Genomic DNA, 12,852 nt, shown 5'->3' on the forward strand with positions numbered 1-12,852 from the left:
GCGAACCCTCCGGCCCCTGAGCGCTTTGGTCGCGGGGCCTGTGACAGAAAGGTATTCGTAATGGCGGGCAGTGTTAATAAGGTTATTCTGGTCGGGAATCTGGGCAAAGACCCGGAAATCCGCACGCTTAATTCCGGTGACCGTGTCGCCAATCTGACGGTCGCTACTTCGGAAAGCTGGCGCGACAAGATGTCGGGTGAGCGCAAGGAAAAGACCGAATGGCACCGCGTGGTGATCTTCAATGACAATCTGGCCAAGATCGCCGAGCAATATCTGCGTAAGGGCTCGACCGTGTATCTGGAGGGTTCATTGCAGACCCGCAAATGGACCGATCAGCAGGGCGTTGAAAAATATTCCACCGAAGTCGTGCTGCAAAAGTTCCGCGGTGAGTTGACCCTGCTGGGCGGGCGTGGCGATTCCGGCGGCCAAAGCAACCAGTCGTCGGGCGGCTACGATCAGGGCGGCTATGGTGATGACGGTGGCTACGGCGGCGGCGCGCCGGCCAGTTCTGGCCCGCGTCAGCAAGGCTCCGGACCGGCCCAAAACTTCGATCTGGATGACGAAATCCCGTTCTAAAGCTTTGAAAAGCCGTATGAAATCTTAAGGCCACGTTATTGATTTAACGTGGCTTTTTACGTTTCTTAACCGTGTCGTCTTACGGCGATTTAACGGTTAACGGCTATAGTCTGCGCCTAATAGGGAACCGCCATGGGTTCCGTCATAGGGCGCAGGAAATATGTTCGGCTATCTGAGACAGCAGTTTGGCGTGTCGAACGGGGCGTGGCTGCCGATTGTGCACAAGGCGCCAAAAGGGCCGTCGCGTATTGCCTTAAGCCTTGATGACGGCCCGTCACCGCGCACCACGCTTAAAGTGCTTGAACTGCTGAAAACCCATGACGCCAGGGCGACGTTTTTCCTGTCGGGAGAACGGGCCGAGCAATATCCCGAATTGGTACAGGCGATAGTGGATAGTGGTAATGCGATCTATGCCCACGGCTATTCCCACGTACGGCTTGACCGATTAGCCCCCGAAGCCGCCCTAGATGAACTGCGGCGCACCGAAGCGATTCTGGCGAAGGCACGGCCTACGCCGCAAGATTACATTGTGCGTCTGCCCTATGGTTCGGGTCACCGTTCACCTGACATGCATAGGTTGTTAAAGGCTTGGCTGCCGGGATGTCAGATAGGTCACTGGCGTTATGATTTTAAGGATTTCGCCCTCGCTGATGATTGTGTCGATCTCTCACAGGTTGAGCGGAACTGTAATGCGGCGGTCGAAGCCGCCTTTGCTGATCCGAGGTTTCTAGGATCAACCATCCTTATGCACGAAGATCCGATCGGGGTGCCTGCGCGCTATATCGGGGATGTCGCTTCCATTCTTTTGGAACGGATCTTGCTGACCGCACAAGTAAAAGGTGTGGCGGTAACGGAAATGCTTCCGGTCAGGCAGAAGCTTGTCAACCGTTACATCAGAACGGTCTACATGGAGTAGCATGTGAAACATGCCAAAATACCGCAGGCTGATAAAGCCCGCGAAGTCAAAGGCCCGAAGCTGCCGTTTGCGACGGTATGTCCGGATTTAAGCATTATTATCTGCACCCATAACCGCTCCGCCCTGACGGCACGGCTGCTCAAGGCCCTGACGCCGCAGTTAAAAGCCCATGCGGCTGAAATTCTGGTGATTGATAGCGCCAGTCATAATGATCATCGCCGTGCGCTTATTGACATCGTAGCCGAGTTTGCGGACGTACGACTTATCCGGGTTGAAGAAAAAGGTGTCTCCCTGGCGCGCAACACCGGCGTGGCGCACGCCCGTAGCGGGTGGATCGCCTTTATCGACGACGACGAAGTCCCATCAGAAGACTGGCTGGATGAAGCCATGACGCTGATCCGGCGTCTGCCAGAAGACTGCGCGGCCTGCGGGGGTGTAGTGATCCCGGCCTATGAACTGGCGCCGGATATGGGGCGGATAGGGCCACGCTGGCGCGCCTTTCTGGGGGAGATTATGGCCGAGGGGGAGTTCGATCAGACTGAGCGCCCGCAATTCGGTATCGGACACTCGCTGGTGCGCGTCTGTGCACTGGAACAGGTCGGTGGGTTTAATCGCGGCTTAGGACGGGATGGCCGCAGCCTGCTGAGCGGGGAAGAGGTTTTGTTGCTTATCCAGTTAGACGCACGCGGCTGGCGGATATGGCATTCTGATCGCATCCGGGTATGGCATGACATCGAGCCTGATCGCCTTGACCGGAGTTGGGCCCGTCGAAGATCCTACTGGGAAGGGATTTCAACGGCGCGAATCATGACTGTGACGCAACCAGGGAAACTGACCCGATCGGCGATCACGGCGGGCATTAAATCCTTGCCGCTGATGCTGACGTCGCCGCTGTTGCCAGTGCGGCGGGAAATTGACCTGCGGCTGGCGTTCAATATGGGCATGGTGACTGAGGCCCTGCGGCGGCCCTTGAATAGTCTGGTGCGGATGGTGAGCGTGCCTATTTCGCTGGCCATGCCGACCTGTTTGTCGATTGGTACGGGCGGCTTGCAAAATCTGGCCGGATTTTAATAGTCTTTTATTTCAAACGTATAACGCACGACCTTACGCAGCCATTTGATCATCTGATCACGGTCTATATCCGGGGCGCAGACGCTGCGAACCAGCATGCCGTCAAAGATCATGGCAATCACCTCGTTGCGCGCCAGAAGTGTTGAGGTCTCGATATCTTCGCCATAGATGCGTCTAAGCAGGGTCAGAACCAGTTCGCGTTCCTGAGCTTCTGATTTTTTGATGATCGCGGCGACATTTGGATTGCGTGCAGCCTCGGCCAGCACCTCAAGGGCGAGGGCAGTTTTTTCATTATTATATTTATGTTCAATCGCCATCGGGATGATATCGACCAGACGGTCAATCAGATCGTCATCCGCAACTGTATCAAACTCAGCGAATTTTTCACGCATTTCAGCCAGATCGTTGGCGACAATAGCCTCGATGATCGCTTCTTTGTTGGCAAAGTAGCGATAGATGACGCCGACACTCATACCCGCTTCCTGAGCGATACTGGCCATGCTGGCACCATGAAAGCCTGACTGACGCACGCAACGCGCGGTCGCGTCCAGTATATGCTGCTGGCGGGCTTCCCGATTCTGGCGGGGTTTGGTAGCGGGCTTTGGTGACACTGACGTGTTCATTTTTACGTGAATTTACCTGTGATACGGATGCGGTATTGTATGCGTTGTTTTGTGCGGTTGCACAAAAATTACGCGTTTGTAAGCTATTGTAGGCTTGACTTAGTTCATTTGACGGCATAAATCCAGTGAAAATGAGAATGATCGTTCATTCTCAATAATTTCTTTGGCCGGCGTCATCCAAAAGATGGGGCTTATTTCCGTTTGCGGGATATGCGCCAGATATTTTCAGCTATGGAGCTTTTCATGCGCATTCATTTACGCACCCTTCTGGGCCAAACCGGCCGCACGGCGCTGATCGTCGGCGCTGCAGGGGTGCTGTTAGTCGCCTGCGGCAATAAGAACGCCGCTCAGGGTATGGGAGCCGGTGGCCCGGCTGAGGTCGGCATTGTCGTCGTCCAGAGCGAACCCGTCACCCTGACCACGGAATTATCCGGCCGTACCTCGGCCTTTCTGGTCTCGGAAGTCCGCCCGCAGGTCAATGGCATCGTCAAGGCTCGCCTGTTCGAAGAAGGCTCGGTCGTCAGTGCCGGTCAGTCACTGTATCAGATCGATTCGGCCACCTATCAGGCAGCCTACAACAGTGCCGCAGCGGGGCTCGCTCAGGCCAATGCCAGCCTGACCTCGGCCAAGCTTCTGGCCGGACGTTATACTGAACTGGTCAAGATCAACGCGGTCTCTCAGCAGGCCAATGATGACGCTCAGGCCGCTTTGCAGCAAGCCGAGGCCAATGTCGCGGCCCAAAAGGCGGCTGTGGATAATGCCCGCATCAATCTGGGCTACACCAAGGTTCTGGCACCCATTTCCGGCCGCATCGGTAAGTCGAGCGTCACGTCTGGCGCGCTGGTGACGGCATCGCAGGCGACCCCGCTGGCGACGATTCAGGCGACCGACAAAATTTACGTCGATATTAATCAGACGACCTCGGAACTGCTCAGCCTGCAAAAGGCGATGGCGGACGGCTCATTGGGGGCGTCCAGCAGTGCCGATGTAGAGCTTATCCTCGAAGACGGCAGCGTTTATCCGCAAAAGGGCCGGCTGGAATTTTCCGACGTGACGGTCGATCCTGAAACCGGGTCAGTCAACCTGCGCGCCATTTTCAATAACCCTAACGGCACCTTGCTGCCGGGGATGTATGTACGCGCCCGCCTGACTAAGGGTGTGGTGGGGCAGGGCATACTGGTCCCGCAGGCCGCCGTGCAACGTGACCCGAAGGGTAATGCCTCGGTCATGGTCGTGGGCAAGGACAACAAGGTCGAGCCCCGTCCGGTTCAGATCGCTCAGATGATGGGCGATAAGTGGGTCGTCACCAGCGGTCTGCAATCCAATGACCGCGTGATCGTGGACGGCCTGATGAAGGTGCAAGGTGATGCGCCGGTCAAGCCGGTCGTGGTTGGTGCCAAGGAATCTGATGCACCGACACCTGCGGCCAAAGCGGCTGCCGCTCCGGCCAAGCAATAGGGAACCTGTCATATGTTATCGCGTTTCTTTATAGACAGGCCCGTCTTTGCGTGGGTCGTCGCCATTGTTATCATGCTGGCGGGTTTGCTGGCGATCCGCACCCTGCCGATTTCGCAGTATCCTGAAATCGCTCTGCCGCAGGTGTCGGTGTCGGCGAGCTATCCCGGCGCTTCGGCCAAGACGGTCGAAGACAGCGTAACTCAGATCATTGAGCAGCGCATGCAGGGCCTTGATGGCCTGGAATACATGAATTCGACCTCGGATGCGTCGGGTTCGGCGTCTGTGACCCTGACCTTCTCGGCGGGCACGGACATCGATATTGCGCAGGTGCAGGTGCAGAACAAACTGCAATCGGCCCTGGCGCTCCTGCCACAAGAAGTGCAGCAGCAGGGGGTGCGGGTTAACAAATCGGCGCGTAACTTCCTGATGGTGGTCGGGCTCTATTCTGACGACCCTAATGTTACCAATACCGATCTAGGCGACTATATCGCCGCCAACCTGCAAGACCCGTTAAGCCGGGTTCAGGGCGTGGGCGAAGTGCAGTTGTTTGGCGCGCAATACGCTATGCGTATCTGGCTTAATCCGGGGCAACTGACCAATTATGGCCTGACTCCCACCGATGTCATGAATGCTATCAAGGCCCAGAATGCTCAGGTCTCTGCCGGTCAGATCGGGGGTTTGCCCGCAACCGAAGGTGTGGCCCTAAACGCCACCATCACCGCCCAGTCGCGGCTTCAGACGGTCGATCAGTTCAATCAAATCGTCGTTAAAAACGCCACCGATGGGGCCATTGTGCGTCTGCGCGACGTAGCGCGGGTTGAACTGGGCTCCGAAAGCTATGGCTCAAGCGCGCTTTATAATGGCAAGCCTGCGTCGGGTCTGGCCATTCGTTTGGCGCCGGGCGGTAATGCGCTTGAAACGGCCGAAGCGGTTAAGCACCGCATGGATGAGCTTAAAGCCAACTTCCCGGCCGGTTACCAGTATGTTGTGCCGTATGACTCTTCGCCGTTCATCGAACTGTCGATCCATGAGGTCGTAAAAACTCTGGTCGAAGCGGTCGTGCTGGTGTTCATCGTTATGTTTCTGTTTTTGCAGAACTGGCGGGCGACCCTTATTCCGACCATTGCCGTGCCGGTGGTGTTGCTTGGGACGTTCGCGATTCTGGCGGCCTTTGGCTATTCGATCAACACCCTGACCATGTTCGGCATGGTGCTGGCCATCGGTCTTCTGGTCGATGACGCCATCGTGGTCGTTGAAAACGTTGAGCGGGTGATGGCGGAAGAAGGATTATCGCCGGTTGCCGCCACGCGTAAGTCTATGGATGAAATCACCGGCGCTCTGGTCGGTATCGGTCTGGTGCTGTCGGCGGTGTTCGTGCCTATGGCCTTCTTTGGCGGCTCACAAGGCGTGATCTACCGTCAGTTCTCGATCACTATCGTTTCGGCCATGGCCTTGTCGGTTATTGTGGCTCTGGTGCTGACACCGGCCCTGTGTGCGACCATGCTTAAGCCGGTCACCAAGGGCCACGGCCTGAGCGAGCGCGGTTTCTTCGGCTGGTTCAATAAGTCGTTCAATTCGGCCGCCAACAAATATCAGGGCACGGTCGGAAAGATCCTGAATCAGGGTGGCCGTTACATGGTGGTGTTTGCCGTCATTGTGGCGCTGGTTGGTTTCCTGTTTACGCGCGTGCCGTCGTCCTTCCTGCCCGATGAAGATCAGGGGATTGTCTTTACTCTGGTTCAATTGCCGGCGGGCGCGACGGAAGATCGCACCAAGGGCGTTCTAAAGCAGGTATATGATCACTTCTCCAAGGACGAAGCCGTATTGTCGACCTTCACCATCACGGGCTTTAGCTTCTCCGGCGCGGGACAAAACGCTGGTATGGCCTTCGTGCGCCTGAAGGATTTCGAGGATCGTAAGGCCGCTAACCTTAAGGCACCGGCTGTGGCCGGGCGTGCGATGGGGGCTTTTGCCGGTATCCGCGATGCGATGGTGTTTGCCATTATCCCGCCCGCCGTGGCGGAACTGGGGACATCTTCGGGCTTTGACTTCCAGCTTAAGGACGTTGGCGGCGTCGGTCACGAAGCCTTGCTGGCCGCGCGCAATCAGGTGCTGGGCATGGCCGGTCAAAATCCGGTTCTGGCCGGGGTTCGCCCGAACGGTCAGGAAGACACGCCGCAGCTTAAGGTCACGATTGACCACGCTAAGGCGGGTGCCATGGGTATCAGCATTGCTGATATCAATTCGACGCTCAGCTCTGCCTGGGGTGGCTCCTACGTCAACGATTTCGTGGATCGCGGTCGTGTCAAGAAAGTCTATGTGCAGGCCGATGCGCCTTACCGTATGCGTCCCGAAGATCTGAGCCAATGGTATGTGCGTAACTCATCCGGGCAGATGGTGCCGTTCACAGCCTTTGCGACCTCTGACTGGACTTACGGCCCGCAACGTCTGGAGCGCTATAACGGTGTCTCGTCGATGAATATCCAAGGTGCTGCGGCCCCCGGTAATTCGACCGGGGCGGCGATGGCGGCCATGGAAGATATCGCCTCCAAACTGCCTGCGGGTATCGGTTATGAGTGGACCGGCCTGTCGGCGCAGGAACGCGAATCCGGCAATCAGGCGCCTGCGCTTTATGCCATCTCTATTCTGGTGGTGTTCCTGCTGCTGGCGGCGCTTTATGAAAGCTGGTCGATCCCGATCTCGGTCATTCTGGTTATTCCGCTCGGTATTCTGGGGGCGCTTCTGGCCACCATGCTGCGCGGCGGATCGAACGACATCTACTTCCAGGTCGGTTTGCTGACCACCATCGGCCTGTCGTCAAAGAACGCCATCCTGATCGTGGAGTTTGCCAAGCAACTGCATGAGCAGGGCAAGGGACTGGTTGAGGCGACGTTAGAGGCCGTCCGTATCCGTCTGCGTCCGATCATCATGACGTCGCTGGCCTTTTCCTTCGGGATCATGCCACTGGTCATCTCGAACGGTGCGGGTTCCGGGGCGCAGCACGCCATCGGTACCGGCCTGCTGGGCGGGGTTATCGCGGCGACGGTTATGGCGATCTTCTTCATCCCCTTGTTCTTTGTCATCGTACAAAAGATATTCAAGGCTGACGAAAAACACATGGCCAAGCTGGCGCGTGAGCGTGAAGCGACAGGCCTGCCGCCCACCACCGATGATCCGCGCGATCATGGTGGGCATTAATTGAGCATGGAGACTATTTTTATGATGCGTATCAAATCCGTTGTCCGGCTCACGACAACCAGCGTGCTGGGGGCTTTGGCCCTCAGCGCCTGCACCCTGGCACCGAAATATGAGCGTCCGCTCATGCCGGTCGCGCAAAGCTGGCCGATCGCACCGGATACCACCGGGACGGCTTCGGCCGAAAGTCTGCCGTGGAAGGATGTCTTCCTTGATCCGGCGCTTCAAAGCACGATCGATCTGGCGCTGAAAAATAACCGCGATCTGCGTCAGGCGGTGCTTAATGTCGAACTGGCCCGCGCTCAGTACCGTATTCAGCGGGCATCGTTAGTGCCGGCGCTTGATGCCGCGGTATCGGGCACCAAGGCGGACACACCGGCGTCGGGCGAGACCGAAAGCTATAGCGCCAATCTGGGGCTGTCTTATGAACTCGACCTGTTTGGCCGGGTGCGCTCGCTCAGCCGGGCGGCTTTAGAGAGCTATTTTGCCACCGACGAGGCTCGTCGTTCGGCTCAGATTTCGCTCATGGCGGAAACCGCCAATGCCTGGCTGGCGCTGGCGGCGGATCAGGATCTCCTGCGTTTGTCGCGTGATACGCTCAAGGCGCGCGAAGATGGCTATAACCTGACCAAGCGCAGCTTTGATTTGGGCGTGGCCGATCAGCTTCAGTTGCGTCAACTTGAAATCCTGACGGAGCAGGCGCGGTCTGATGTCGCCACGCTGACGGCGCAGGTTGAACGCGATAAAAACGCCCTGACCCTGCTGGTCGGTTCGGAAATTCCGGCGGACTATCTGCCGACGTCATTCCCGCAAACCGGTGCGGTGCGCTCTGACCTGTCGGTCGGTCTGCCGTCTGAAGTTTTGATCAATCGCCCGGATGTCGTGGCGGCTGAACACGATCTTAAGTCACAAAACGCCAATATAGGTGCGGCGCGCGCGGCCTTTTTCCCGCGTATTTCGCTGACGGGGTCTACCGGATCGGTCAGCCCGGAATTTGGGGATTTATTCTCAAGCGGGACGTCGACCTGGAGCTTTACGCCGCAGGTTTCAGTGCCGATCTTTGCCGGTGGTGCCAATCTGGCTAATCTGCGTGGTGCCAGGGTTCAGCGTGATATTCTGGTCGCGGCCTATGAAAAGGCGATCCAGAGTGCTTTCCGCGATGTGGCCGATGCGTTGGCTACCAAATCGACGATCGATCAGCAGATCACCGCGTCTGAACGTGTGGTGGCGGCGGCAACCGACAGCCAAAGACTGGCTCAGGCCCGCTTTGATCGCGGCGTGGACAGCTATATCACTCTGCTGGATTCGCAGCGCACCCTGTACCAGTCTCAGCAGGGCCTCATTCAGGCGCGCTATAATCGTTCGGCCAATCTGGTTGACCTTTATCGCGCTCTGGGTGGCGGTCTGGTGTCCGAAACCGGCACCGACGTGGCGGCGGCCAATCAGTAACGGAAAAAAGGCGGTCTTCGGGCCGCCTTTTTTATTTAAGCTGGAGACGCCTATCCACATCTGATGGCGGCGGTTATTTGCTTTGGGGCGCGTTACCGTCAGAGCTGCGGACGTTCGTAAGAACTTATCCGCAGCTCTCATTTTTGCTTTTTCGCAACGTTTTCGCAGAAAACCGCTCACACTTTTCTGCCCGTTGCTTTAGACGTTAACGCCCGTTTTGATGATCGCTTTGGGCCGTGCTAACTTAGGGCTTAAGTGATTCCCCCATCGTATCCGTAACGCAAAGACCACAGCCTTATGACTGTTACTAATCTTCCCGGTATTCCCTCTGGCGGCATTGCCCATATCGCCATCGAAGACGAGCTGAAACGCTCCTATCTCGACTATGCCATGAGCGTGATCGTTTCGCGCGCATTGCCGGACGCCCGTGACGGTTTGAAGCCGGTACACCGCCGTATCCTCTATATGATGCAGCAGTCGGGCTATACGCCGGATAAATCCTATGTGAAGTGCGCCCGTCCTGTCGGTGACGTCATGGGTCGCCTGCACCCGCATGGCGATTCGGCCATCTATATGGCGCTGGTACGTATGGCGCAGCCGTTTTCGATGGGCCTGGTGCTGATCGACGGTCAGGGTAACTTCGGCTCGGTCGATGGCGATATGCCGGCCGCCATGCGTTACACCGAATGTCGTCTGGCCAAGGCGGCCATGCCTATTCTGGCCGACATCGATAAAGACACGGTCGATTTCCAGCCCAACTATGACGGTAAGGAAGAAGAACCGACCGTTCTGCCATCGCGCATCCCCAACCTGCTCGTCAATGGCGCCGGGGGTATCGCGGTCGGTATGGCCACCAATATTCCGCCGCACAATCTGGGCGAAATCGTCAATGCCTGTCTGGCCATGCTGGAAACACCTGATATCTCACTTGAAGAACTGCTGGAATTCGTGCCGGGGCCGGACTTCCCGACCGGCGGCGAAATCTTGGGTCGCTCCGGTGCGCGTCAGGCCCTGATGACCGGGCGTGGCTCGGTGATCATGCGTTCTAAAGCCACCGTTGAGACGATCCGTAAGGACCGCGAGGCCATTGTCGTCACCGAAATCCCGTTTCAGGTCAACAAAGCGTCCCTGATCGAACACATCGCTGAACTGGTTCGTGACAAACGTATCGAAGGCATTTCCGACATCCGCGACGAAAGCGACCGTCAGGGTATGCGCATCGTCGTTGAGCTTAAGCGCGACGCGTCGGGCGATGTCATCCTCAATCAGCTTTTCCGCTATACGGCGCTTCAGACCAGCTTTGGCGTCAATATGCTGGCGCTGAACCACGGCCGCCCGCAGCAGATGGGCCTGCGTAAGCTTTTGGAACTGTTCCTTGAGTTCCGCGAAGATGTCGTGATCCGCCGCACCAAGTTTGAACTGAACAAAGCCCGTGATCGTGGCCACGTCTTGGTCGGTCTGGCCATTGCCGTCGCCAATATCGACGAAGTCATCCATATTATCCGCTCATCCGCCGATCCGACCGAAGCGCGTGAGCGCTTGACTGCCCGCGATTGGCCGGCCGGGGAAATGTCGCCGCTCATCGACCTGATCGCCGACCCGCGCTCGATCGTGCTGGATGGCTCCAATGTCCGCCTGACCGATGAGCAGGCCCGCGCTATTCTGGCGCTGACCCTGTCGCGTCTGACCGGTCTGGGTCAGGACGAAATCTTTGGCGAAGCCCGCACTCTGGCGGGCGCGATTGCCGGGTTCCTTGAGATCCTGTCGTCGCGTGAGCGTATTTTGGGCATCGTGCGCGATGAACTGATCGAAGTGCGCGACCAGTTTGCTATTCCGCGCCGTACTGAGATTGTGGACGGCGAAGGTGATATCGAAGACGAAGACCTGATCCCGCGTGAGGACATGGTCGTGACCGTCACCCATTCGGGCTATGTCAAGCGCACGGCACTGACCGCCTACCGCACCCAGCATCGCGGCGGCAAGGGCCGTTCCGGCATGGCGATGAAGGATGAAGACGCCATTACCGGCATTTTCGCAGCCTCGACCCACCAACCGATGCTGTTTTTCTCCTCGGCCGGTAAGGCCTATAAGCTTAAGGTCTGGAAATTGCCGCTCGGCAATCCGCAATCTAAAGGCAAGGCCTTCGTCAACCTCCTGCCGCTCGATAAGGGTGAGGTCGTCACCAATATTCTGGCCCTGCCGGAAGAAGAAGCGGCCTGGGATAAGCTCGACATCATCTTTGCCACCCGCTCAGGCGATGTGCGTCGCAACAAGCTGTCGGACTTCGTCAACGTCAACCGCGCTGGTAAGATCGCCATGAAGCTCGAAGAGGGCGATGCGATTGTGGGCGTGGCCATCTGCACCGAAGATCAGGACGTGCTGCTGTCGACCGCTTCGGGCCGTTCGATCCGCTTTGCGGTCGATGAAGTGCGCGTCTTTGCGGGCCGCAGTTCGACCGGCGTGCGCGGTGTCCGCCTTGGGGCTGACGACAGTGTGATTTCGATGGCAATCTTACGCCGTGTGGCGGCAACACCTGCGGAGCGGACCGCCTATCTGAAACATGCCGCGGCCATGCGCGCCGCGGTGACCGGCGAAGGCGAAGACGTGTCTGTGGCCGTTGAAGACGACGGCGACGAAGCGGTAGATGAAGCCTCGCTGACACCTGAACGGATTGCCGAACTCGGTGCTGCCGAAGAGTTTATTCTGACCATCGCCGACACCGGTTTTGGTAAGCGCACATCGTCCTATGATTATCGCCGCACCGGTCGGGGCGGGCAGGGTATCGTCGCCATCGACCTCTCAAAACGCGGCGGCAAGCTGGTGGCGTCCTTCCCCGTCGAAGATTCCGATCAGTTGTTACTGGTTACCGATGGCGGGCAACTGACCCGGACGCGCGTCTCGCAGGTCCGCATCGCCAGTCGCAATACGCAAGGTGTGACCATCTTCCGCACGGCGGGCGAAAAGGTTGTGTCGGTTGAACGCTTGGCCGAAAGTGCTGAGGACGAAGGTGATATCGCCGGGGAACCAGACGCTGATGCCGGAACCGCGACCGAATAAATAAAAAAGAGGGGGCAGCCCATGCGTATCGGTCTTTATCCGGGCACGTTCGATCCGATCACCAATGGCCATTCCGATATCATCGGGCGGGCGGTCAAGCTGGTCGACAGACTGGTCATTGGCGTGGCGCGTAATATCGGTAAGACACCTATGTTTACCCTCGAAGAGCGGGTGGAGATGGTGCGCGAAGAAACCCGTCATCTCGGTGACATGGTTGAGGTGGCGGCCTTTGACAGCCTGCTGATGCACTATGCCCAGGAGGTCGGTGCCAGCATGATTATCCGCGGTTTGCGCGCTGTGGCCGACTTTGAGTACGAATTTCAGATGACAGCCATGAACCAACAGCTTAATCGTGAGCTTGAGACGGTTTTTTTAATGGCTGACCCGCGCCATCAGGCGATTGCGTCGCGCTTGGTCAAAGAAATAGCCCAATTGGGCGGCAATATTGCGCCGTTTGTATCGGAAAGCGTGGCGACACGGCTTTTGGCGAAGGTGGGAAACTAAGAC

At 57.6% G+C, this 12,852-nt stretch carries 9 protein-coding genes; 8 read left to right on the plus strand and 1 reads right to left on the minus strand.

The window, feature by feature from the left end; genetic code table 11:
• Nucleotides 1-60 precede the first annotated feature (60 nt).
• The 3 genes from ssb (at nucleotide 61) to IE102_RS13560 (ending at nucleotide 2,563) form a co-directional block, all read left to right on the plus strand.
• Nucleotides 61-576 (plus strand): single-stranded DNA-binding protein, encoded by a 516-nt coding sequence (gene ssb, locus IE102_RS13550; RefSeq protein ID WP_189487575.1) that lies wholly within the window; start codon nucleotides 61-63, stop codon nucleotides 574-576.
• A gap of 160 nt (nucleotides 577-736) precedes the next feature.
• Nucleotides 737-1,492 carry a polysaccharide deacetylase family protein gene (locus tag IE102_RS13555; protein WP_189487577.1) on the plus strand — a complete coding sequence of 252 codons (756 nt, stop codon included), beginning with the start codon at nucleotides 737-739 and terminating at the stop codon, nucleotides 1,490-1,492.
• 3 nt (nucleotides 1,493-1,495) lie between these two features.
• Nucleotides 1,496-2,563, plus strand: coding sequence for a glycosyltransferase family 2 protein (locus tag IE102_RS13560; protein WP_189487579.1), 1,068 nt, complete (start codon nucleotides 1,496-1,498; stop codon nucleotides 2,561-2,563).
• Here the strand turns inward: IE102_RS13560 and IE102_RS13565 are convergent.
• The gene (locus tag IE102_RS13565; RefSeq protein ID WP_189487581.1) at nucleotides 2,560-3,186 is read right to left on the minus strand and encodes a TetR/AcrR family transcriptional regulator; all 627 of its coding nucleotides are present in this window, start codon (nucleotides 3,184-3,186) and stop codon (nucleotides 2,560-2,562) included. The two genes, IE102_RS13560 and IE102_RS13565, sit on opposite strands and share 4 nt — an antisense overlap.
• Nucleotides 3,187-3,429: 243 nt before the next feature.
• Here IE102_RS13565 and IE102_RS13570 point away from each other — a divergent pair, with 243 nt between their 5' ends.
• From IE102_RS13570 to coaD, 5 genes are all read left to right on the plus strand, one after another.
• Nucleotides 3,430-4,644: an efflux RND transporter periplasmic adaptor subunit gene (locus IE102_RS13570; RefSeq protein ID WP_189487583.1), complete on the plus strand. Its 1,215-nt coding sequence runs from the start codon at nucleotides 3,430-3,432 to the stop codon at nucleotides 4,642-4,644.
• 12 nt (nucleotides 4,645-4,656) lie between these two features.
• Nucleotides 4,657-7,842 (plus strand): efflux RND transporter permease subunit, encoded by a 3,186-nt coding sequence (locus tag IE102_RS13575; protein ID WP_189487585.1) that lies wholly within the window; start codon nucleotides 4,657-4,659, stop codon nucleotides 7,840-7,842.
• A 21-nt stretch (nucleotides 7,843-7,863) separates the two neighbouring features.
• Nucleotides 7,864-9,288, plus strand: coding sequence for an efflux transporter outer membrane subunit (locus IE102_RS13580; RefSeq protein WP_189487587.1), 1,425 nt, complete (start codon nucleotides 7,864-7,866; stop codon nucleotides 9,286-9,288).
• 297 nt (nucleotides 9,289-9,585) lie between these two features.
• Entirely contained in the window at nucleotides 9,586-12,345 is a 2,760-nt protein-coding gene (gyrA, locus tag IE102_RS13585) for a DNA gyrase subunit A (protein ID WP_189487589.1), read from the plus strand.
• Nucleotides 12,346-12,366: 21 nt separating this feature from the next.
• Nucleotides 12,367-12,849, plus strand: coding sequence for a pantetheine-phosphate adenylyltransferase (gene coaD / locus IE102_RS13590; RefSeq protein ID WP_189487591.1), 483 nt, complete (start codon nucleotides 12,367-12,369; stop codon nucleotides 12,847-12,849).
• Nucleotides 12,850-12,852: the final 3 nt, after the last annotated feature.

The organism is Asticcacaulis endophyticus, assembly GCF_014652575.1.
Lineage (GTDB): Bacteria > Pseudomonadota > Alphaproteobacteria > Caulobacterales > Caulobacteraceae > Asticcacaulis > Asticcacaulis endophyticus.